This is a genomic window from Peribacillus sp. Bi96 (assembly GCF_918698115.1).
In the GTDB taxonomy this organism is placed as follows: Bacteria; Bacillota; Bacilli; order Bacillales; family DSM-1321; genus Peribacillus.
The window spans coordinates 30,679-52,850 of the sequence record NZ_CAKKLV010000017.1; the positions used below are offsets into that span (position 1 = coordinate 30,679).

Annotated in this window: 21 protein-coding genes; 17 read left to right on the plus strand and 4 right to left on the minus strand. The window is 39.4% G+C overall.

From position 1 onward, the window contains the following. Window positions 1-213: 213 nt before the first annotated feature. The 4 genes from LQ203_RS18905 (at window position 214) to LQ203_RS18920 (ending at window position 3,550) form a co-directional block, all read left to right on the plus strand. On the plus strand, window positions 214-1,212 hold the full coding sequence (locus tag LQ203_RS18905) for a permease (RefSeq protein WP_230160242.1): 999 nt from the start codon (window positions 214-216) through the stop codon (window positions 1,210-1,212). Between the two features lie 13 nt (window positions 1,213-1,225). After that, a complete protein-coding gene (locus tag LQ203_RS18910) occupies window positions 1,226-2,188 on the plus strand; it encodes a TIGR03943 family protein (RefSeq protein WP_230160244.1) in 963 nt (320 codons plus the stop codon). A 217-nt stretch (window positions 2,189-2,405) separates the two neighbouring features. Further along, the gene (locus LQ203_RS18915; protein ID WP_230160246.1) at window positions 2,406-2,588 is read left to right on the plus strand and encodes a hypothetical protein; all 183 of its coding nucleotides are present in this window, start codon (window positions 2,406-2,408) and stop codon (window positions 2,586-2,588) included. Between the two features lie 389 nt (window positions 2,589-2,977). Next, on the plus strand, window positions 2,978-3,550 hold the full coding sequence (locus tag LQ203_RS18920; RefSeq protein WP_230160248.1) for a restriction endonuclease: 573 nt from the start codon (window positions 2,978-2,980) through the stop codon (window positions 3,548-3,550). A gap of 675 nt (window positions 3,551-4,225) precedes the next feature. Here LQ203_RS18920 and LQ203_RS18925 read toward each other — a convergent pair. Continuing rightward, window positions 4,226-4,609, minus strand: coding sequence for a hypothetical protein (locus LQ203_RS18925; protein WP_230160250.1), 384 nt, complete (start codon window positions 4,607-4,609; stop codon window positions 4,226-4,228). Window positions 4,610-4,803: 194 nt separating this feature from the next. Here LQ203_RS18925 and LQ203_RS18930 point away from each other — a divergent pair, with 194 nt between their 5' ends. The 4 genes from LQ203_RS18930 to LQ203_RS18945 all read left to right on the plus strand — a co-directional run bounded on the left by LQ203_RS18930 (window position 4,804) and on the right by LQ203_RS18945 (window position 9,188). Next, window positions 4,804-6,978 (plus strand): DNA topoisomerase III, encoded by a 2,175-nt coding sequence (locus LQ203_RS18930; protein ID WP_230160253.1) that lies wholly within the window; start codon window positions 4,804-4,806, stop codon window positions 6,976-6,978. A gap of 102 nt (window positions 6,979-7,080) precedes the next feature. Further along, the gene (gene mntR / locus LQ203_RS18935) at window positions 7,081-7,509 is read left to right on the plus strand and encodes a transcriptional regulator MntR (protein ID WP_230160255.1); all 429 of its coding nucleotides are present in this window, start codon (window positions 7,081-7,083) and stop codon (window positions 7,507-7,509) included. A gap of 288 nt (window positions 7,510-7,797) precedes the next feature. Beyond that, window positions 7,798-8,493 (plus strand): class I SAM-dependent methyltransferase, encoded by a 696-nt coding sequence (locus tag LQ203_RS18940; protein ID WP_230160257.1) that lies wholly within the window; start codon window positions 7,798-7,800, stop codon window positions 8,491-8,493. Further along, window positions 8,493-9,188 carry an AIM24 family protein gene (locus LQ203_RS18945; protein ID WP_230160410.1) on the plus strand — a complete coding sequence of 232 codons (696 nt, stop codon included), beginning with the start codon at window positions 8,493-8,495 and terminating at the stop codon, window positions 9,186-9,188. Before LQ203_RS18940 ends, LQ203_RS18945 begins: the two co-directional genes overlap by 1 nt. An 89-nt stretch (window positions 9,189-9,277) precedes the next feature. Here the strand turns inward: LQ203_RS18945 and metA are convergent, their stop codons facing one another. Next, window positions 9,278-10,186, minus strand: a complete 909-nt coding sequence (gene metA, locus LQ203_RS18950) for a homoserine O-succinyltransferase (RefSeq protein WP_230160260.1) — start codon at window positions 10,184-10,186, stop codon at window positions 9,278-9,280. A gap of 169 nt (window positions 10,187-10,355) precedes the next feature. Here metA and LQ203_RS18955 point away from each other — a divergent pair, with 169 nt between their 5' ends. The 7 genes from LQ203_RS18955 to ilvD all read left to right on the plus strand — a co-directional run bounded on the left by LQ203_RS18955 (window position 10,356) and on the right by ilvD (window position 18,322). Continuing rightward, window positions 10,356-10,889, plus strand: coding sequence for a hypothetical protein (locus LQ203_RS18955; RefSeq protein ID WP_230160262.1), 534 nt, complete (start codon window positions 10,356-10,358; stop codon window positions 10,887-10,889). 86 nt (window positions 10,890-10,975) lie between these two features. Next, window positions 10,976-11,452: a glutathione peroxidase gene (locus LQ203_RS18960; protein ID WP_230160264.1), complete on the plus strand. Its 477-nt coding sequence runs from the start codon at window positions 10,976-10,978 to the stop codon at window positions 11,450-11,452. A gap of 148 nt (window positions 11,453-11,600) precedes the next feature. After that, complete coding sequence (locus LQ203_RS18965; RefSeq protein ID WP_230160265.1) at window positions 11,601-12,446, plus strand: DegV family protein; 846 nt, start codon at window positions 11,601-11,603, stop codon at window positions 12,444-12,446. A 53-nt stretch (window positions 12,447-12,499) separates the two neighbouring features. After that, entirely contained in the window at window positions 12,500-13,144 is a 645-nt protein-coding gene (locus tag LQ203_RS18970; RefSeq protein WP_230160267.1) for an HD domain-containing protein, read from the plus strand. Beyond that, window positions 13,141-15,018, plus strand: a complete 1,878-nt coding sequence (locus LQ203_RS18975; protein ID WP_230160269.1) for an ABC-F family ATP-binding cassette domain-containing protein — start codon at window positions 13,141-13,143, stop codon at window positions 15,016-15,018. The genes LQ203_RS18970 and LQ203_RS18975 overlap by 4 nt, the downstream gene beginning before the upstream one ends. A gap of 130 nt (window positions 15,019-15,148) precedes the next feature. Beyond that, window positions 15,149-16,285, plus strand: coding sequence for a conserved virulence factor C family protein (locus tag LQ203_RS18980; protein WP_230160271.1), 1,137 nt, complete (start codon window positions 15,149-15,151; stop codon window positions 16,283-16,285). A gap of 351 nt (window positions 16,286-16,636) precedes the next feature. Further along, window positions 16,637-18,322 carry a dihydroxy-acid dehydratase gene (gene ilvD, locus LQ203_RS18985; RefSeq protein ID WP_230160272.1) on the plus strand — a complete coding sequence of 562 codons (1,686 nt, stop codon included), beginning with the start codon at window positions 16,637-16,639 and terminating at the stop codon, window positions 18,320-18,322. A gap of 98 nt (window positions 18,323-18,420) precedes the next feature. On the opposite strand, the gene LQ203_RS18990 is transcribed toward ilvD, so the two are convergent. Further along, entirely contained in the window at window positions 18,421-18,876 is a 456-nt protein-coding gene (locus tag LQ203_RS18990) for a hypothetical protein (protein WP_230160274.1), read from the minus strand. A 289-nt stretch (window positions 18,877-19,165) separates the two neighbouring features. On the opposite strand from LQ203_RS18990, the gene LQ203_RS18995 reads away from it, so the two are divergent. Both LQ203_RS18995 and LQ203_RS19000 read left to right on the plus strand, forming a co-directional pair. Then, the gene (locus LQ203_RS18995) at window positions 19,166-19,606 is read left to right on the plus strand and encodes a BrxA/BrxB family bacilliredoxin (RefSeq protein WP_230160276.1); all 441 of its coding nucleotides are present in this window, start codon (window positions 19,166-19,168) and stop codon (window positions 19,604-19,606) included. A 66-nt stretch (window positions 19,607-19,672) separates the two neighbouring features. Next, window positions 19,673-20,464, plus strand: a complete 792-nt coding sequence (locus LQ203_RS19000) for a class I SAM-dependent methyltransferase (RefSeq protein ID WP_230160278.1) — start codon at window positions 19,673-19,675, stop codon at window positions 20,462-20,464. Here the strand turns inward: LQ203_RS19000 and ggt are convergent. Beyond that, window positions 20,452-22,140: a gamma-glutamyltransferase gene (gene ggt, locus LQ203_RS19005; protein WP_230160280.1), complete on the minus strand. Its 1,689-nt coding sequence runs from the start codon at window positions 22,138-22,140 to the stop codon at window positions 20,452-20,454. The genes LQ203_RS19000 and ggt overlap by 13 nt on opposite strands. Window positions 22,141-22,172: the final 32 nt, after the last annotated feature.

The window sequence follows — 22,172 nt, forward strand, 5'->3', positions numbered from 1 at the left end:
TAGTATAAGAGAAAAAATATTTAACATAGCTAGAATCTAAAACTTTCATAACCCTTCCATCTTCTTGTGGCAGGGCTTTCTTTACTATTAGTCATGTGAATTTAATTGTTAAAGTTTGCTATATATTATTAAGTAAATCTTTCATTCATACTCTACAACTTTCTAATATATTTTATGGAAGAAGCACTACATTATATTTTAAGGGAGGTACCTATGATTCGGATTATTCGAGGTCATATGATAGATATAACCGGAATTATCATAATAGCGCTAGCTCTTTTCCTGTTTTCTTTCAGTTCTAGTATAAAAGATACCTTTGTTATTCCACCGTCATGGTTAAATTTAAATACTATTTTTCTAAGTATTTTAATAGAAGCCCTGCCCTTTGTTTTAATTGGGGTCCTCATCGCTGGAGTGATCCAAATCTTTGTTACTGAGGAACATATTCAAAGGTGGATACCAAAGAATAAAGTTATGGCTGTAATCATGAGCTGTATTGTAGGAGCGCTGTTTCCTGCCTGTGAATGTGGAATCGTCCCCATTGTTCGACGTTTAGTTGTAAAAGGAGTACCTATTCATGCTGCGATGGGTTTTATGTTAACAGGCCCTCTTATCAACCCGATTGTTATTGCTTCTACATATATGGCATTTGGAAACGATTTTAAAATTGCTGGATTGCGTATGGGGTTAGGTTTTCTGGTTGCTATAATGGTTGCCTTTGCTGTCAGTTGGATTTTTAAAGGCAATCAATTTAAGGCTTCCATCATTTCTGTTTCAACCCATAATCACAGTAAAAATCAATCACTTTCCACTCGTTTTTGGTCGATGCTCACACATTCAATTGATGAGTTTTTTGATATGGGGAAATACCTGGTTATGGGAGCTTTTTTAGCTGCTTTTGTACAAACCTATATGCCAGCAAAATCCTTGTTGGAGGCTGGAAACGGTCCGGCTTCTTCTATAATTGTTATGATGGGATTGGCTTACGTTTTATCTCTATGTTCTGAAGCAGACGCGTTTATAGGAGCTTCCTTTAGCAGCATTTTTCCAGTTTCATCAATCCTTGGCTTCTTAATTTTCGGACCCATGATTGATTTAAAGAACACACTTTTGATGCTGAGCGTTTTTCGATTTAAATTTGTTATGGTTTTGCTAGCATTGGTTGTTTCTATGGTGTTTATCACTTTAATGCTGCTGCAAAGCTTTTTATAAGGAGGGGAAAATCATGCAACTCCAATTTCAGCAAGCTGCTAGAGCTTTAATTTTACTAGCTTTTTCGTCCCTCATATTTAAGCTTCATTTCACCGGTGAAATTACAAAGTTCATTAACCCAAAATATGAAAGTTTAAGCCAAGTAGCTTCTGTAATATTTTTGATTTTGTTTTTTATTCAAATTACAAGGACATGGAAAGTAAAGAAAAGCAGCTATCATCATTGTGATCAGCACGACCATGACTGCGACCATAACCATGATCATGGAGATTCTTCTTTTAACACAAAAAAACTAATTTCGTATTTTATTATTGTGTTTCCATTACTAACTGGGTTTCTGCTTCCAGCCAAAGTACTCGATGCTTCTATTGCCAATAAGAAAGGGGCAATACTGGCACTGTCAAACCAAAAACAAGCACCTAAAGAAGACAAAAATAAAGAAAACAGTAACCCTCCAGAAGTAATGGAAGAGAGTAACATAAATGGTCAGGCTAATCCCTCTATAGATGACAACCCTGTAGACCCAGCTCTTCTAGAAAACCAGCAGGAAGAAATCTCAGAGGAAGAATATAATCAACTGATACAACAGTTAGAACAAAACCAAAATATTGAGATGAATGACTATGTTTATGCAGCCTATTATGAAGAAATGAGTAAAGATATTAATAAGTTTAAGGGAAGAAAAATCGAATTAAAGGGCTTTGTTTATAAAGAAGATGGATTTGCTCAAAATCAGCTGGTAATTTCAAGATTTTTAATTACTCACTGTGTCGCAGATGCAAGTATTATTGGATTTCTTTCAGAGTTCCCAGAGGCTTCTTCCCTAGACAAGGATACATGGATCAAAGCAAATGGTGTAATAGAAATTACGACGTATAACGGGAAGGAGCTTCCTGTAATCAAAATTACTGATTGGGAAAAAATCAGTGAACCTATTGAGCCTTATCTTTATCCGATTAGTGTAAAAATATTATAAAACATTTGCAAAAAGAAGCTGATTTCATCGGCTTCTTTTAATTTTATTTAACTTTTATAGTTTATGCAACTTGTTCGTCAATTGAAAGAAAACGACAATGTTCATATAGGCTCTTAACTATACTACCATGATGGGAAAACATTTAAGAATCATGAAGGTGAACTTTAACCTTATTGCACTTCAGTGCAACTTTACTGTCACTCAAGGGCGATTCACTATGTCTGTAATTATTATTCTTCCTATAGGAGCTCAATTACATGGTGAAACATTAGCAATTAGTCCTGAAGGTATTCCTTCTCCAGTATTGGAATACAGCGATAAAACTCCAAATGTAGATCGACATATACTTCAATATTCAATGCAATATGACCCAATTTTCACAATTCGTTATAAATATTAAACTAATAACAGGGTAAACTCTTTACTGGGTTTGCTCCTTTTAATGATTGATATAATATTTCATCAATTTCTATTACCGTCATCCTTTGAGAATGCTACAAAATTTCTAGATTTAGAAGCCTTAGATCTTTTGACCCTTAACTTTGCAGTTGCAGCCATCTCCCTCCTTATATTCATTATTTTGATAGGGGTCTTTAGTGCTCCCTTATCTAAAGATTCTAAGTCTTCCTGAATCCAGCATTCTTGGTTTTTTTGTATATTATAATTATAGTTATAAGGCCCTTTATCCAAAAAGGGCTTTTGTCGTTTAAAATCCTTATTAATTGTCGATACCTTTAATAAAAGGAGGCGGTAAAAATTTTTATCATAGAGCTAATTGTAGCCATTGTTTTGGCTGGGGCTTTTATTCAGTTTCGTCTGACAAAAAGTAAGGAACATTACAAAGCTGCATTGCTAGCACACCATATAGACACAAGTGATGAAATGAAAAGGACTTTAGCAATGGGGCTGTATCTTAGGTTTAGAAAAGAAAATCCAGATGATAAAAAATTAATAAAAGATAATTCCATTTTTATTAAACAAGATCCAATTGCTTTCGAGTCTTTTGTTGCTGAGGTATTTGGTAGATCAAGGGGTGGAAATACATGGGTAACTCCTCCATCTGGTGATTATGGGGTAGATTTTGAGCATGAAACTAAAGAAGGAAAGTATCTTGGTCAAGTTAAATGTTATAAAGATGACTTGGATTTTGAGGCAATAGCTATACTTCATTCCAATATTATTAAACAAGGATTACAGAGTGGTTATGTAATAACAACAGGAGACTTCACAAAAAATGCTCGGAAATACGCTGAAGGGTTAAATATTGAATTAATCAATGGGGTCCAATTAGTTGATCTATGGTTAGAAGGATTAGAGAATGGTGAACAGGAGATTAAGCAGGTAATTCCTGAATATGTGTAAAAAACTATTTTTAGGCTGACCCATAATGTGAGATTTTGAAAAGAAACCTTACGCTCCCTATCCTAAAGTAAAGTGGGGTTGACCGTAGTAAATAATACTTTCAATTTTACAAAGAACAGACGACAAGTTTACATATCGGCAATCAATAAACACAGAAGAGATATTACGTCAAGGCTATTGGTTTATTTGCTGTTGCTCACTCTATGGAACTGATTATTGAAACAAAAAAGTTAAGTTACGTGAGTTAACAATTAAAAACGTAATTTCTATGTTAGAGTCTAATAAATTTAATTTCAAATAAAAACTGGGGGTAAACCTTTTATAGGGTTTGCTCTCCTTTTAGTGAGCTGATTAACCTTACGGGTAACCCCCATAACGGGCATTTGTTCGGACTGACTTCAGGCTGGCATATAGTTCATTCATGGTAATTCCATATAAAACAACCTTTTATCAGTTAATTTTTAAATGAGGTAACTAAATCTGCTGCTAAGAGATTTGAGCCACTTACTCCTTTCAAATATTTTAAACTTCCCTCACTTGACCAATCAATGTTTTGAATATGGGTTAAACTCTTAGAAATTTTAGTATTGTTCAATTGATTAGATGAAAAATTATAGTTCTCTGAAATAATGTGATTTCCAGCGATGGATAGAGCATTTAAACAAACTATATGAGTTAATCTATATTTTTTGTAATCGTTCCATTGGTTAGGCAAAATAAGTCTGACTTTCTCGTCAATAATTTTAAAACATTATGGATGTTTTGTAATGTGATATGCTTTTCTTTATTTCTCTTACCAATAAGAGTTCCAATGCTGTAAAAAGGACTATCAGGATTAATAATAAGTTGGGTTGCAATCCAACTAAGGTTGTCGTTGTTTCTTTTCAAATATCTGCTTAATGAAGATCCAATACCTTTAGCTTTTGTATTATTGATATCAAAAAATTTAATTTCTTCATCTTCATCCAAACAGTGAAAAGCTAGGAAGGGCACATTTAACATCGCACTTGTTTTTTTTGTATATACTCCGATTCCCCCTAATCTATGCTGACCATCCATTAGAGTACCTTTTTTTTGCCTATTAATTTACCCATATTAGGACAAGTTTAATTCCCACTCGTCTCCGGAGTTAAGCAATTATTTCATACTTTCTCAGAACAGTTCAGTAAAAACTAACTCAAATCTAGCCGATATATATATTTAAGGTATAATAATAAAGAAAGATATTTTTTTACGGATTAGGTGACGAAAATATGAAGCTAATCATTGCGGAGAAACCAGATCAAGGTTCAACGCTAGCAGCTCAATTTAAAACGAAGAAACAGCAAGGCTATATAGAAATTTTGCCTAATGAACTTTTCCCCGATGGTGCTTATGTAACATGGGCTGTCGGACATTTATGTCAACTTGTATCGCCGGAAACGTACGATTCCAAATGGAAAAAATGGTCGATGGATACATTGCCGATGATTCCTGAGAGATTCCAATATGAAGTGACCCGGCAAAAGGCGAAGCAATTCAATGTTGTGAAGACTTTGCTTAGGAAACCCGATGTCGATGAAATCATCCATGCCGGCGATGCCGGGCGTGAAGGAGAATTGATTGTCCGAAACATCGTCAATCTATGCAGCGTCAATAAACCGATGAAACGTTTATGGATTTCCTCTTTGACCCCAAAATCCATTTATGAGGGATTCCAAAATCTGATGAGCGAAGAAAAAACAAGGCCACTTTATCATGAAGCGTATACGAGAGCTTGTGCAGACTGGGTTGTGGGCATGAATGCATCCCGAGCGTATAGCATCTTATTGAAACAAAGGGGCGTTTCGGATGTATTTTCAGCTGGCAGGGTTCAGACACCTACCCTCGCTTTGATCGTGAAGCGGGAAATGGAAATTGAGCAGTTCAAGTCTGAACCGTTCTGGGAAGTGTTCGCTGATTTCAAGATGGATGGAAAGAAATATCAGGGGAAATGGCAGCAGAACAATGATTCGAGGATCAAGACAAAAGAACTGGCTGAAAAAATAGCCGCCTTTTGCAAGGGTAAGGAAGCCGAAATTGCAGAAATGGCTACAGAGAGAAAAGAGTTTCAGCCCCCTTTATTATTTAATCTTTCCTCATTGCAAGCAACAGTAAATAAGATTTATAAATATTCACCGAAACAGACACTTGATATTGTCCAAAGTTTATATCAAAAAGGGATCGTTTCTTATCCACGTTCCGACTCCAATTATGTGACTGAGGGAGAAGCCGAGACATTTCCCGATATATTGCAAAAACTAAGTGGCTTTTCTGAATATGAATCACTTTTCCCTGTGCCTCAACCTAGTATCATCAATAATAAACGCTTTGTAAATGAAAAAAAAGTGACGGATCACTATGCCATTATCCCGACGGAGCAGGTTACCGACCCAAAGCGACTTTCCGCTGAAGAACGGAATATTTATGACTTGATAGTACGGCGGTTGATTGCGGCTCATTATGAGAAAGCCATTTTTGATTACACAACCATTAAAACACTCGTCGATAAGCGGGCAGAATTCATTTCAAAAGGGAAGCAACAGATTCAAGAGGGATGGCGCAAAGTGATTTTCCAAAATGACAAGGATGATGATGATGTCCTTTTGCCGTCCGTTTCACAAGGAGATACTGGAAAGGTCGCCAATTTAAAGGTGAAAGAAGGTAAGACCCAGCCTCCAAAGCGCTATACAGAGGGCCAGTTGATCACCTTGATGAAAACGGCGGGAAAACATCTGGATAATGAAGAATTGGAAAAGGTGCTGATGAAAACCGAGGGCCTTGGTACCGAAGCAACCCGAGCTGGTATCATTACCATGCTCAAAGATCGCAAGTACATTAATGTCAAAAAAAATCAGGTGTTTGCGACAGATAAAGGGAAAGTGCTGATTACGGCCATTGGGGAGAAAATCCTGGCTTCACCTGAAATGACAGCTAAATGGGAAAAGCGTTTAAGGGAAATTGGTGAAGGAAAGGCTTCAGCCGGTGTTTTTATGGAAGCTGTTAAAAAGATGTCAGCAAAAATTATCAGTGATGCCGTGGAGTCATCGGAAAGCTGGGATTTTCAGGGGCTTGATACCGAATCGATTCAAAGGAGCGGCTCTAAAAAGAGAAGCGCAGCATCAGTGGGCAACTGTAAGCTATGCGGTTCTAAGATTGTCGATAAAGGGGAATTCTACGGATGTGTGAGTTATCAAAAAACGAAGTGTAACTTTACGATTTCCAAAAAAATCCTCAATAAGAAAATCAGCCAAGCCAATATTAAAAAGCTGTTGGCGAGTGGGGAAACGGATTTGATAAGCGGATTTAAAAAAGGAGAAAAGACCTTTGATGCCATTTTATCTTGGTCCGATTCCGAAAAGAAGATCAGTTTTACATTCCCGACAGAAGAAGCCATTAAACAAACATGAGAAGAAACTTCATTAAAAGGCGCCCTGAGACGATATCTGCTTGTTTCGGGGCCGCTTATATAGTAAAATTTTTAGATATGCGTTTGAATGGGAGGTATCCGAATGCCTACACCGAGCATGGAGGATTACATAGAACAAATTTATTTACTTATTGAAGAAAAAGGGTATGCAAGGGTTTCTGATATTGCCGAAAATCTTTCCGTCCATCCATCTTCTGTTACAAAAATGGTTCAAAAACTGGATCATGAAAAATATTTGATATATGAAAAGTATAGAGGTCTCGTTTTAACTGCAAATGGGAAAAAAGTTGGTAAAAGGCTCGTATACCGTCATGAACTTTTAGAACAGATGCTAAGATTGATTGGGGTCAAGGAAGAAAATATCTATCAAGATGTTGAGGGGATTGAACATCACCTTAGTTGGAATGCCATTGATAGGATTGGGGACCTTGTTGAGTTCTTTGAGGAAAATCCTGATCGTGTCGAGGATTTACGCAAGATACAAAAAAGAAATGAAGAAAATTCAAAATAAGCTGCCACTGGCAGTTTTTTTTATTTGTATTAATAGGATAAAATCATATGCTTTCTAGAACTCGGCATTCATCATTTTACCACACACGTTGTTTAAAGGAGGACGGCACAAAAGTCGTTTAAAAAAGGATTTATTAAGTAAGAGCAGAATAGTTATATGAAGCCCCCTTATTTGGAAAATGGGTGTTTTAGTTGAACGTTAACGGGAACGGGTTAGGCCCCCTTGTTATTTCTGTGATTGTTTCAGTTACTTATATAAATAGGGGTTAAATGGGAGGATGATTGCCTGATGAATTTACATACTTGGCATAAAGAAACGGAAAAGGAATGGGATGCCTTTGCGCCTATATGGGTGAAGAATTCGCAAGAAATGTGGGAAACAGGCAGCCGAAAAAGTATTATCCCGTTTTTCTCTGAATATGTACCACTTGGATTGAAAGTGGCTGACATTGGCTGTGGGGATGGAATGGGTTCCTTAAAACTAGCCCAAGCAGGATTTGAAGTGACTGGCGTCGATTTATCCAATGTCATGATTGAATTTGCAAAAGGGAAAACGGCTCAACACCCTAATCTATCTTTTATTCAAGGAGATTTTAATAATCTCCCATTCAAGGATGAAGAAATGGATGCGGCAATGGTCATTAATTCTTTGGAATATACGGGTGAACCATTAACCGTGATGAAGGAAATTCAACGGGTAATAAAGCCTGGGGGTTATGCCTGTTTTGCCATACTTGGTCCGACAGCGGAACCTCGGAAAAAATTCAGTTTTCAACGATTATTAGGGGACCAAGTGATCATGAATACCATGCAACCTTGGGAATTTGAAAAAATGGCAGCTGAAACGGGATGGAAAGCGATCGCTGAGACCGGCGTTGCGAAGAGAGGAGTGGACTACAAAAAATTAGGACATTTTTCAAAGGAATTAAAGCAAGCTGTATCGTTCATGTGGCTGTTCCTCCTTCAAAAGGATGGTGCTCAGTGATGGAGAAGTATCAAATCGATCAATTCGTTGAAAAGACGAAACAGCAGGATAAAGGGCAAGGCTTGTTTGAGCTTGAAACGGAACGGATACTGGAAATTAATCTTGAACAACAAATCTGGGCAAAAATGGGGACGATGGTTTCTTATCGGGGCCATATTAAATTCGAGCGGGAAGGAATCTTGGAGCATGGTTTGGGTAAACTGTTCAAAAAAGCCTTAACTGGTGAGGGTGCATCCTTAATGAAGGCAACCGGAAACGGCAAACTGTATGTCGCGGATCAAGGGAAGAAGATTTCAATCATACAATTAAATGGGGAATCGATCTGTGTGAACGGGAACGATTTACTCGCCTTTGAGCCGAGTATTCAATGGGATATAAAAATGATGCGGCGCATTGCCGGGTTATTGGCGGGTGGATTGTTCAATGTAAGGCTCGAGGGGAGAGGGATGGTCGCCTTCACTTCCCATTATGAGCCGCTCACATTAATGGTGGAACCCGGAAATCCAGTGTATACGGACCCGAATGCCACTGTGGCTTGGTCAGGGGAACTGCAGCCTGAATTCGTAACGGATGTTTCATTAAAGTCGTTTTTTGGAAGGGGAAGCGGTGAATCTGTACAAATGAAATTTCAGGGTAAGGGATTTGTGGTCGTCCAACCTTTTGAAGAAGTCTACTTCGGTAATAAAGAGTCATGAAACAAAAAACCTGAGGCACTCAGGTTTTTTGTTTCCCATGGCTATTCGTACTACTCATTTAAAAGAGTAACTTTATTTTCCTTACCCTTTCAATCCCACTCATATGGGGTCGATTGGTACACATAATAGTTAAGCCAATTCGAGAACATCAGGCTGCAATGACTCTTCCAGCGATGAAGAGGTACTCTGGTTGGATCATTTTCAGGATAATAATTTTCTGGAAGTTGTGTATGGATTCCACGTTCCCTATCGCGCTTATATTCTTCACCGAGGGTATCGGCATCGTACTCGAAATGACCGGTCACCATAATTCTTTTACCATCAACTGAAGCGGCCATCAATACCCCTGCTTGATTTGATTGTGCCAAAATCTTCAATTCTGGATGGTTCACTAATTTTTGATAGTCAATATCCGTATAGCGCGAATGAGGAGCCATGAAATAGTCATCGAATCCGCGGACTAGATTTTCATTTGGTTCAAGTACCTCATGAGTGTATATGCCGAAGCATTTCTCTGGCAGTTCGTATTTGCCTATTCCATAATGATGGTAAAGGGCTGCTTGAGCTCCCCAACAGATATGTAAGGTCGATGTGACATTTTCAGCGGACCAGTTCATGATACTCTGCAGTTCTTCCCAATAGTTAACGTCTGTAAATTCCAGTTTCTCCACTGGAGCGCCTGTAATGATCATGCCGTCATATCTCTTTGTGCGAATATCATCAAATGATTTATAAAATTGATCCAAATGAAATTTACTTGTGTTTTTCGATTCATGTGTGCTCAAGCGCAGGAATGATATATTTACTTGAATGGGAGTATTGCCAAGAAAGCGCAGTAACTGAGCCTCTGTTTTTTCTTTCTCGGGCATAAGGTTTAAAATCAATATATTCAATGGGCGGATTTCCTGATTGGTAGCCCTTTCCTCATCCATTACGAAGATATTTTCCTGTTCTAAAATCTCTTTAGCTGGCAGTTGCTCCGGAATTCTGATTGGCATGATTAGCCTCCTTCTCCAAAAATCATAATATTTTAATTATATAGAAAATTGCTAAATAGAAAAGCTATTTTAATAATTTCTTGAAAATTCACGGAGGAAATTGCTCGAGAATGATAAAATGGGGAGATATGAATACATAAACTTAAGAAGTTGGAGAGGTGTATGGAGATTGTTTGATCCCACAGCATTTGAGAACATGAAAGTAGTATTGGAAGGTGCAGTTTATGATCGTGACTTCATAGGAGATATATTGGTTATAAGCCGTGATGATATAGTGAACCTTTCTACCATGTCAAGATCATATAAGATTGAAATGGAATTGAAAGATTCAATGGCGCCCATTTCGATTAGCGGTGCCATCGAGATACATGCATCACTCCAGAATCTAAGTTCGGAGCTGCTCGATTCTAATTTGAATGAAACACATTCCGGTTGCACGGTTGATGTCTTCATTTCTTTTCAAACAAAGCTTGATGCAGTGAGAGCCGAAGCATTCTTGAATGATCTGGAAAAGATTTGGGGAGATCAAAGAATCATTACAGTGAAAACGAGCGAAACGGTCAATAGAAAATCTGAACCCATTCATTCTTCTGTATTTAAAGTTTCATTTGGAAGGCTTGTAAAAGAAGAGCAAATGGAAGATTTGGAAGATATGGTTGAGTATTTGATACAATCCATACAAGCAGTGAGAATTCCGGGATGATAGGTAAAGGTATGATTATTTAAGTTGGCAAACGTACGTTTAAATACGGTAAAATGACATCATCATACTAAAGGGAGAGATCATTCATGTCCATTTACGAATTAGAAGTCAATAAAATCAATGGCGAAACCATCTCGCTTGAGGAATACAGAGGGAAAGTGATGATTATAGTGAATACCGCTAGTAAATGCGGTTTTTCGCCACAGTATGATGACTTGCAAAGCTTGTATGTACAATATAAAGAGGAGGGTCTAGTTGTACTAGGTTTTCCTTGTAATCAATTTTTGAATCAGGAGCCGGGCGATGATCTAGAAATCGATTCATACTGTAAATTGAATCATGGTGTAACCTTCCCGATGTTTGCAAAAGTGAATGTAAATGGAAAGGAAGCCCATCCTTTATTCAGTTATCTGACTGAAAATGCACCAGGAGTGATGGGGTCCAAATCGATAAAATGGAATTTTACAAAGTTCTTGATTGACCGTGATGGAAAGATTGTCAGTCGATACGCTCCTAAAACAAAACCTTTGGATATGGAAGAAGATTTAAAAAAAATATTATGAAGAGTGAACTCGAGTTCATCGGAAGCTATAGTTTCTGTTGGGCTCTTTTTGTGAGTGAAATATATTTATTGCATGCAATCGCTTTCGAAAGGAGACAGCTGGTGGGGAAGTTGAATATAATAGGAGACAACAATTAAGGGGGAAAACCATGGAACGAATCGCCTGGGTAACGGACAGTACGGGGACTTTAGACGAAGAATTATCATTGAATGAGCATGTATACGTCGTTCCGATGATCGTCATCATCGATGGGAAGGAATATGAAGATGGTATTGACCTTTTACCAGACGAGTTATACCGAAGGATGAGTGAGGAAAAGGTTAATGCAACTACTTCACAGCCGTCGGTCGGCAGATTCCATGAGTTATACAAAGAACTTGAAACACGTTATGATCGAATCATTGCCGTGCATCTTTCAAGTGAATTGAGCGGAACCGTTTCCGCGAGCAGGCAAGCTGCGCAAATGGTTACGATTCCCGTGGATATTTTTGATACTTTACTCATTTCCTTTCCGATGCTATTAATCATGAAAAGGCTTATGCATTATATTGGTAGTGGACATTCCATCCATGATGCTTTCGTAAAAACGAGACTGTATGCGGGTAATCATGAAACCTATGTATTAATAGGTTCTTTAGATCAGCTGCATCGCAGCGGCAGGTTAACGAGTGCACAGTATATTTTAGGAAGCCTATTGAGTTTTAAGCCCATCATTTCAATTGAAAATGGCCTGCTTCATACTAAATCGAAGCCTCGGAATCTTAATAAAGCAGAAAAACTGATCTTCAGTGATTTTCGAAGGTCAGTCGAAGCTGGAAAAGTGAAAGAATGCACGGTACTATATGGTGCGATATCGGAGCAAGCACAAAGGTGGAAAAAGATGATTTCCGAAGAATTTCCCGATGTGTTGATCCATGTATCCCCACTAGGAAGTGCCATCGGGGTGCATACAGGGGAACAGACGATTGGAATCAGTTGGTTCAATGAAGATTAAATCACACCATAATTGAGAACCATGGTAAAATAGAATGGGCTTGGAGTGATGAAATGAAACAAATGATGGTTGATTTAACGGAGAAGTTTGTATATGACCAATTGAATTCTGATGCCAGCGGTCATGATTGGTTCCATATCGATCGTGTTCGGAAGCTGGCTTTACATATTGCAAAAGAAGAACAACAAGGGAATGAGTTTATCATTGAAATGGCGACCCTGCTTCATGATATCCCGGATGATAAATTAAACGAGGATGACGTTGCGGGGTGGAAAAAGCTAGATGAGTGGTTTGAGGAAATAAAATTGGACATGGATAGCGTTGAGGCCATTAAACGGATCATCAACACCATTTCATATAGTTCGGGGCACGCGAAGCTTTCTTCCATCGAAGCTGAAATTGTTCAGGATGCGGACCGCTTGGATGCTATTGGTGCCATTGGGATAGCCAGGACATTTGCTTTTGGCGGGAAAAAGGGACAGCCTATGTACGATCCTTCCCTGCCCATTAGGGAACATATGACAAAGAAGGAATACAGGACTGGTAAAAGCTCTTCCGTTCATCACTTTTATGAAAAACTATTACGTTTGCAAGATATGCTCAACACATGTACTGCCAAGAAGATGGCAAGGGAAAGGCATGAATATATGGTTAGCTTTTTAGAGGAATTTTATAAGGAATGGGATGTACGATTATGAAAGTTTTTAGCATGGAACATGTAATGAAAACCCAAGGGGAAAAGCTTCTTTTTAAAGATGTATCCTTTTCGATCACCGAAGGGGAAAAAATCGGGATCGTGGGTATAAACGGCACAGGTAAATCTACATTATTGAATATTATTGCAGGATTAGAAGACAGTGATTTGGGAACGAAGGATCATCCGAATGATTACACGATTTCTTATTTATCTCAAGATCCGCATTTTGATGAGAAATTGACAATCATGGAGTATATGTATGAAAGTTCAACTCCTGTTTTTTCGTTGATCAAGGAGTATGAAAAAACGCTCGTTCAACTACAGGTTGATCCGCAAAATAGCGCAATACAGGATCGTTTGTTAAAACAGCAACAGGATATGGACACGCTTGGTGCCTGGGATACAAGTGCCAATGCCAGAACGATCCTGACCAAGCTTGGCCTTCCAGATCACTCAAGGAAATTGGGGGAACTGTCAGGTGGCCAAAAAAAACGTGCTGCCCTGGCAAAAACGTTGATTGAGACCCCAGATTTACTGATTCTGGATGAGCCTACGAATCATCTTGATTTTGAAAGCATTACCTGGCTTGAAGAATATTTGGCGAAATATCAAAAGTCCGTTTTATTTGTAACCCACGATCGATATTTTCTTGATCGGGTTTCCAATAAAATCTGGGAAATCGCCCTAACACAGCTTTTCGAATACAAAGGAAACTATGCAGATTATTTAGAATCAAAGGCCATTCGTGAAGAGAACGAATCGGTTGAAAGAACGAAGAAAGAAAGTCTATTCAAAAAAGAACTGGCCTGGATACGTAAAGGTGCAAAGGCTCGTACGACAAAACAAAAGGCCAGGATCCAACGCTTCGAAACATTGGAATCGGGTGTGAAAGATAAGCAGAAAACCGAGAGCTTGGAAATGGAATTGAGTGGTGCCCGTCTTGGGAAAAAGGTACTGGAAATGAAAGATGTTTCTAAATCTTTCGGCGATCAGTCCATCATCAACCATTTTTCCTTTCTCTTCAAACCAGGCGATCGAATTGGGATCGTAGGTAATAATGGCAGTGGTAAGTCTACATTATTAAATATCTTGGCAGGACGGGAACCTATAGATGAAGGAAATCTGGAAATAGGACAAACCGTGAAAATAGGGTACTATACGCAAGAAAGCGTCGATATGGATGAGAATCTTCGTATGATCGAGTATATTCGGGAAACAGCTGATTCAATCGCCCTTAAAGATGGCAGTTTCATATCAGCAGCGCAGATGCTTGAAAGATTTTTATTTCCAATGGGATCGCATGGAACGCCAATTCGCAAGCTGTCCGGAGGAGAAAAAAGGCGTCTATATCTACTTAACATATTGATGGCGGCACCTAATGTCCTGCTGTTGGATGAACCGACGAATGACCTGGATACGCAAACTTTAACCGTTCTGGAGGATTATTTAGAAACGTTTTCAGGTGTAGTCATCACCGTGTCACATGATAGGTATTTCCTGGATAAGACGTGCCATCAGCTTCTTGTCTTCAAGAACAAAGGGGAAATTGATTTTTATTATGGAAATTACTCAGAGTTCTTGGAAGAAAAGACGGAGGAGACAGTACCTGTAAAAACGCCAGAGCCTCAGCTTAACCGCACGGAAAAGAAAAAGAAAAAACTAACCTATGCGGAAAGTAAGGAATGGGAAGAAATTGAGGGGAACATGGAACGGGTCGAGCTGAGACTGAAAGACATCACGGCAGAAATGTCAGCTGCGGGGAGCGATTTTGAAAAAGTCCGCCTGCTACTTGAAGAAGAAAAGGAACTAAATGATAAATCAGAGCATTTGATGGAAAGATGGACGTATTTAGCAGAAAAATTGGAAGAGGAATAGGCAAGTGACTGGACCAAGCGAGCAAAAGTGGTCCAGTCTTTTTTTTGTCAATCTCAATTGCATGAGAATCTGAGGTCATTGTGATAATATCTAGTACATGGAAACGTTTTGTAAAAGGAGAGAATCAAATTTGAAAATAAAATCAATAGAACCTACACCAAGTCCGAATACAATGAAAATCAATCTAACTGAAGAGCTTTTAGCAGGTAAAAGCAATAATTATAAAAAGGATCAAGCTGAACAAGCACCTCAGCTCATTAAAGATTTATTTACGATCGATGGAGTGAAAGGTGTATATCATGTTGCGGACTTCTTGGCAGTTGAGCGCAATGCGAAATATGATTGGAAAGATATCTTGATCCAAATTCGACAGGTGTTCGGGGAAAAAACCGAAGAACAAAATCAGCAAAATGTTTTAAATGAGCATTATGGTGAAGTATCGGTTGCCATTCAACAATTTAAAGGTATTCCGATGCAAATTAAAGCGAGTGATAGCCAACACGAAAAACGTTTTGCTTTACCGGAATATTTTATAAAGGGCATTGCCGCTGCCCAAAAAGAAGAGGATAATGTTGTCCTGCTTCGGAAATGGAAGGATTATGGCGTAAGATATGGAGATATGGAAGATATTGTGAAGGAAGTATCGGATGAGTTGATTGCAGCTTATCCGGAAGAACGAATTAATCAGCTAGTGGCTGCTGCGAATGAAATGGTAGATAAAAGGGAAACATTCGTAAAACGTCCAAAAATAAAACTGACGGCAGAAATGCTTAATGACGAAAGTTGGGAAAAGCGGTATCAGGCGTTAGATCAAATGGATGATCCAACTGTCGATGATATTTCAGTTTTGGACATGGCCCTTTCTGATAGTAAGGTCTCCATCCGCAGGCTTGCCGTTGTTTACTTGGGGATGATCGAAGATAGAAAAGTGCTTCCAAGTTTGTATAAAGCATTGAAAGACAAAAGTGCAGCAGTAAGACGGACCGCTGGTGACTGTTTGTCAGATCTTGGCTTTGAAGAAGCGATGGGGGAAATGTCGGAAGCCCTATCGGATAAAAATAAATTGGTCAGATGGCGGGCTGCGATGTTTTTATACGAAGCGGGAAATGAAACGACCCTCCCTTATCTTAAACGAGCGGAACAGGATGCTGAATTTGAAGTGGCCCTTCAGGTCAAGATGGCCATTGATCGCATCGAAAATGGGGAAGAAGCAAAAGGTTCAGTTTGGAAGCAAATGACAGAATCAAGGCAAGCGAATGATAAGTGAATGTAATAAAGGCATACGGGTGATTCAGCCCGCATGCCTTTTATTATTTTTGTGGAACTTTTAGCAGCTGCATGATGGGAAAGAAAGAAGAACTTGAATAAAGGGGGTTCGGTAAAATTCAATTGGATCATCGGATAATCGTCCAAAACACCAATAACGCATATTTTCTTTGCGATATAGCAGTTTTAAAGAATAGAATTCTGTTCTATTATTTCAGTAAAATGATATTTGTGGATTTTTACGTGTTGAATGGTTGCATTTGTACATAAATATGTTAGAATTTTTAGAGTATACTAAAAATTATATTATATTAAATTATCAATCATTTAGTTGAAATTGGGGGTACAACAAATGTCTACATCAAATATGAGAAGTGACATGATTACAAAAGGAGTCGACCGTGCTCCGCACAGAAGTCTATTGCGTGCGGCAGGCGTTAAAGAAGAAGATTTTGGTAAACCGTTCATCGCGGTTTGTAATTCTTACATCGATATCGTTCCAGGTCATGTTCATCTTCAGGAATTCGGAAAAATAGTGAAGGAAGCAATACGCGAAGCAGGCGGTGTTCCTTTTGAATTTAATACAATCGGGGTAGACGATGGAATTGCAATGGGTCATATCGGCATGCGCTATTCATTACCTAGCCGTGAAATCATTGCAGATTCCGTGGAAACTGTTGTATCTGCACATTGGTTTGACGGGATGGTCTGCATTCCAAACTGTGACAAAATAACGCCAGGAATGATGATGGCTGCTCTTCGTGTCAATATTCCTACAATATTCGTAAGTGGCGGACCTATGAAGGCAGGTAAAGACAAAAACGGTAAATCTCTTTCATTAACCTCTGTTTTTGAAGGGGTGGGCGCTTATCAAGCGGGTAATATCAACGAAGAAGATTTACAGGAAATCGAGCAAGTTGCATGTCCTACTTGCGGATCTTGTTCAGGAATGTTCACGGCAAACTCCATGAACTGTCTGGCTGAAGGCTTAGGACTTGCGCTTCCGGGAAATGGTACGATTTTGGCGGTAGCTGAAGAACGTAAAGAATTCGTTAGGAAATCCGCTAAACAATTGATGGAGATTATCAAACAGGATATTAAGCCTCGTGATATCGTGACGATTGATGCAATTGATAACGCATTTGCTTTGGATATGGCGATGGGCGGATCGACTAACACTGTTTTGCATACACTTGCACTGGCACATGAAGCTGGTTTTGAATATCCAATGGAACGCATTAATGAAATAGCTAACCGCGTACCTCATCTAGCGAAAATTGCACCTGCATCCGATTATCATATCGAGGATGTACATAACGCCGGTGGTGTAAGTGCAGTCATTAACGAGTTACTTAAAAAACCAGGTGCCTTTAACGGTGACTGCCTTTCTGTTTCAGGTAAAACTCTTGCCGAAAATGTTGCCGGTTGTGAAATCTTGGACACGGATGTTATCCATACTTTAGATAATCCTCATTCTGAGCGTGGGGGTCTTGCGGTATTGTTTGGTAATCTCGCCCCTCAAGGCTCGATCATAAAAGTGGGAGCCGTTGATGAATCAGTTGGTGGCTACCACAGAGGTCCAGCAATTTGCTTCGAATCCCAAGAAGATGCGCTTTCCGGAATCATTACTGGCAAGGTGAAGGAAGGAAATGTAGTGGTCATTCGTTACGAAGGACCTAAAGGGGGGCCGGGGATGCCGGAAATGTTGGCACCCACATCCCAAATCGTCGGGAGGGGACTTGGAGCGAAAGTCGGTTTGATCACAGATGGCCGCTTCTCAGGTGCATCCCGAGGCATCAGTATTGGTCATATTTCTCCCGAAGCAGCTGAGGGAGGCCCAATCGCTTTTGTGGAAAATGGAGATATTATCGAGTTGGATTTGAATAATCGTACAATCCAATTGGAAATTTCCGATGAAGAATTCGAAAAACGCAAGGCAAATTGGAAAGGCTTCGAATCAAAAGTAAAAACAGGCTATTTAGCCCGCTATTCCAAACTTGTAACGAATGCAAGTTCGGGAGGAGTAATGAAAGTTTAATTTCGGCTATATGTTCTAAAAGCTTGTTTCTATAGGAATCATCAGAAGAGGGTCTCTGCAAGAGGCCCTCTTCTGATGTTAACGTACAAGCTAGCTAATCACTTCTTACAATCTTTGGTATTTCCTCTTAATATAATGGGTCCTGATTTTTCAGTCTTCGAATTAGAAAGACGTATCTGCACTTCTGCATTTTCCACTTTCGCTGTAATTTCATCAAATCTTCCAGCCCAAGTAGGACCATTTTCTTCCGGGGAAGGATAGAGCAGAAATCGCCAACTAATCACACCTGGTATGTTAGCAAGTCCTTCATAGCTATCGTAATTTCCGTAGGATGATGGTTGTGGAAGATGTACTCCAAGTATGCTTATATTCGTTCGTGCAAAACTTGGTGGACGTAACTGCACTTTATAAACTAGCGCCGTACCCATTGCATTTGTAAGTTTTTTATCAATTGGTTCCAAAACCATACTACAAGGGATCGTTTCTGCCTTTGAATACGATGGCTGAATAACATAAATTGCGATAATGAACAGTACCAGAACAAATTCTTTCATATTACACCTCTCATAATCCTTTTAGTTAATTTACCCTTGTTATGGTCTTAATACGGATTGTATTTCTCTTGTTGCACTTTTTTATTTAAGAAAGAAGCCGATTTTCAAACGAACATGGTGGCTGAATGAAAGTATTCTCACATTGTTTCCTTGGCAGTTATAAGATGGGTTTAATTGACTCTAGGTGTAACAACAAATTTACAATGCTCCAAGCGTCATTTTTGCATATGCACGTAAGAATATAGTATGATTATACTAATTGAAGAATTGTAACCAAGGGGGTTTTTTAATGTCAATGGCATATGATGAATATATGAAACAAATGGTGAAACCAATGCGTGCGGAACTGGTGCAAGCAGGTTTTGAGGAGTTGGAATCCGCTGAAGCGGTTGAAAACTTTATGGAATCCGTAGAAGGTACGACGCTTGTGGTTGTAAATTCCGTTTGTGGCTGTGCTGCCGGGTTAGCCCGTCCAGCTGCTACTCAAGCTGTACTCCAAGCGGAAGAGGGTAAGCCGAATCATATTGTAACGGTATTTGCCGGTCAAGATAAGGAAGCGACAGCTAAAATGCGTGAATACTTCGATGGAATAGAACCTTCTTCACCATCCATGGCTCTCTTAAAGGGCAAAGAGGTCGTACATTTCATTCCTCGTCATGATATAGAAGGACAGCCAATGGAAGCCATTATGGATAATTTATTGGCAGCATTCAGTCAAGTAAATAAGTGATGAAGCGGAATGTCCTGGAAACGGGGCATTCTTTTCAAATTTAAAAGCGTATGAAGGGGTTGGATCATGTTTGTCACTACAGTAGGAAGAGCCGATAATGAAACGAAGATATTAGCCGAAAGGTTAGCAGAAGAATTACATATCCCCTTTATAGCCCGAAGAAAACGGTCGGTGAGAGATCTCCAATCGGATAATGATGAAGATGATTGCCTTGTTTTTGGGAAAAAACGGATGGAACTATATCGGTACCAGGAGAAAGAACCATTCTTTTTTCACCCGAACTTTGCAATGGTCCGATTAAAAAGAATCCTTCGCGGGGAAAGTGATCCTTTTGTTGTTGCCGGAGATATAAATGAAGGCAGTTCTGTGCTTGATTGCACCTTGGGCTTGGGCTCTGATGCGATTGTCGCTAGTTTCGCTGCGGGTCAACAGGGACAGGTTGTAGCATTGGAAGGAAATCCATATTTGGCTTTGCTTGTGGAACATGGGCTGAAGACATGGGCGGATGCAGAAGAAAAAATGATTTCCGCGATGAGAAGAATAGAGGTCATTCAAGCGGATCATTACGAATTATTGAAAACATTACCGGAAAATCATTTTGATGTCGTATATTTCGATCCCATGTTTGAGGAAACGATTTCTGAATCGAATGGAATCAAGGGGTTGACTCATTTTGCAGAATGTAAGGATTTATCGATGGAAATAATAAACGAAGCCAAGCGGGTTGCGCGAAAAAGAGTCGTGTTGAAAGACCATTTTCGCAGCTCCCGCTTTGAGGAATTTGGATTCGACGTGCTAAAGAGAAAAACATCCAAATTTCATTTTGGCTTCATTTCCATTAGTAATCAAGATTTATAATCTGTCTCGTTTAGACCAATGGCACAGCCTTCTCGGCTTGAATCGGCAGCGCCATAGTTTGAGCCGTCAGGGTTGATTTGAATAGCCTGAACATTCCCTATAGAGTGGGGGTTATCGTTAAAGGCGAAGCCCATTGATTCCAAGTGACCTTTGCTAGTCATATCCATTCCTGCTTCCCATTCGATATGAGGGCCCATTGGAGTGAAAATCCTAGGCTCTTCAATGGCTGCTTTCAGGTCCATTTTTAAATCGAGTACATTAATGATCGTTTGAACGACTGAACTGATGATGGTTGGTCCTCCTGGTGATCCAAGTGTCAAAATGGGCTCGCCATCTTTAAAGATGATGGTCGGGCTTTTACAGCTGACAGGACGTTTGTTTGGCTCCACTTCATTCATTCCCCCTGGTATGGAATCGAAATCGGTCAGTTCGTTATTCAGCATGAAACCATAGTCGGAAACCATGATGCCCGAGCCGAATGGATGTTCCACGGTGGACGTACATGCTGCGATATTCCCCCATCTATCACGGACTGTGAAATGTGTCGTTTCACTAATATCTTCGTCATTGGGTTGTGGGATGACTTCCCTTTGTTTCACGGAATCATAGATCCAAGGGTTACCGAAGTCAATGGCATTATTCCTTGCTTTGAAATTAATGAATGAGCGGCGTTTAGCTATATATTCATCATGCATAAGACCTGTCAATGGTAATTTGGCAAATTCGGGATCCGCAAGAAATGCCTTTTTGTCTGTAAATGCCAGACGCATCGCTTCTGCAATTAGGTAATATTTTTCCCAAGAATGGACGTCATATTTTTCAATATGGAAGCTCTCCAATATTTTCAGGATTTGGATGACCGTGAATCCTCCAGCACTTGGGGCCATCGATGAAGCAATTTCATAATCCTTATACGTCCCATACATGGGTTCATCAATGGTTGCTTTATAATCCCGTAAATCAGAAAGCTCCATGAAACCTCCAAGTTCCTGTATACAGGAAATGATGCCTTCTCCGATTTCACCGTCATAAAAAGCGGAAATACCTTCTCGTTGTAATATTCGATAGGTATTCGCCAATTTTTCTTTTATCATCAAGTCGCCTGCTTTATATGGTTTACCGTTGGGAATGAAGAATTTACGAGCTTCATCACCTAAGCGGTATTCAAAATTTTCAAGGGCGTCACAAAATACCCAGTTAACAGGAACTCCTTTTTCAGCAAATTCAATGGAAGGCTCGATGAGGTCAGCTAAAGTCTTGCTTCCGTACGCAGTGAGAGCTTCGTCCATTGCCTTCAGTATTCCAGGAACGCCAACAGCTGTAGCGTTGATCGAACGCTTTTTAAATGGGATGACTTCCTCGTTTTCATCAAGAAACATGTTTGGATGAGCGGCTTTAGGTGCTCTTACATGGCCATCGAATATTTTTGTTTTCTTATCTTTTGCATTATATACCATAAGGAAGCCACTGCCGCCGATACCGGTCATCATAGGTTCTACAATATTGAGTGCAAATTGGATGGCAACCGCCGCATCAACCGCATTTCCGCCTTCACGTAATATTTTTTCCCCAATGGAAGTAGCTACGGGATGAGCGGTAACGACCATTCCAGCTTTTCCTGTTGCGGTTTCCCTCTTATTATCATTATCTTTAATGTATTCATTGATATTTTCCAAAGCGATTCCTCCAGTATTCAGTCCTTTATCTG

Bases quoted from the DNA above. Each gene is read 5' to 3' on its own strand.
- LQ203_RS18905 (WP_230160242.1), top strand. From the start codon at position 214: ATGATTCGGATTATTCGAGGTCATATGATAGATATAACCGGAATTATC.
- LQ203_RS18910 (WP_230160244.1), top strand. From the start codon at position 1,226: ATGCAACTCCAATTTCAGCAAGCTGCTAGAGCTTTAATTTTACTAGCT.
- LQ203_RS18915 (WP_230160246.1), top strand. From the start codon at position 2,406: ATGTCTGTAATTATTATTCTTCCTATAGGAGCTCAATTACATGGTGAA.
- LQ203_RS18925 (WP_230160250.1), bottom strand. From the start codon at position 4,609: ATGGATGGTCAGCATAGATTAGGGGGAATCGGAGTATATACAAAAAAA.
- LQ203_RS18930 (WP_230160253.1), top strand. From the start codon at position 4,804: ATGAAGCTAATCATTGCGGAGAAACCAGATCAAGGTTCAACGCTAGCA.
- mntR (WP_230160255.1), top strand. From the start codon at position 7,081: ATGCCTACACCGAGCATGGAGGATTACATAGAACAAATTTATTTACTT.
- LQ203_RS18940 (WP_230160257.1), top strand. From the start codon at position 7,798: ATGAATTTACATACTTGGCATAAAGAAACGGAAAAGGAATGGGATGCC.
- LQ203_RS18945 (WP_230160410.1), top strand. From the start codon at position 8,493: ATGGAGAAGTATCAAATCGATCAATTCGTTGAAAAGACGAAACAGCAG.
- metA (WP_230160260.1), bottom strand. From the start codon at position 10,186: ATGCCAATCAGAATTCCGGAGCAACTGCCAGCTAAAGAGATTTTAGAA.
- LQ203_RS18960 (WP_230160264.1), top strand. From the start codon at position 10,976: ATGTCCATTTACGAATTAGAAGTCAATAAAATCAATGGCGAAACCATC.
- LQ203_RS18965 (WP_230160265.1), top strand. From the start codon at position 11,601: ATGGAACGAATCGCCTGGGTAACGGACAGTACGGGGACTTTAGACGAA.
- LQ203_RS18970 (WP_230160267.1), top strand. From the start codon at position 12,500: ATGAAACAAATGATGGTTGATTTAACGGAGAAGTTTGTATATGACCAA.
- LQ203_RS18975 (WP_230160269.1), top strand. From the start codon at position 13,141: ATGAAAGTTTTTAGCATGGAACATGTAATGAAAACCCAAGGGGAAAAG.
- ilvD (WP_230160272.1), top strand. From the start codon at position 16,637: ATGTCTACATCAAATATGAGAAGTGACATGATTACAAAAGGAGTCGAC.
- LQ203_RS18990 (WP_230160274.1), bottom strand. From the start codon at position 18,876: ATGAAAGAATTTGTTCTGGTACTGTTCATTATCGCAATTTATGTTATT.
- LQ203_RS18995 (WP_230160276.1), top strand. From the start codon at position 19,166: ATGTCAATGGCATATGATGAATATATGAAACAAATGGTGAAACCAATG.
- LQ203_RS19000 (WP_230160278.1), top strand. From the start codon at position 19,673: ATGTTTGTCACTACAGTAGGAAGAGCCGATAATGAAACGAAGATATTA.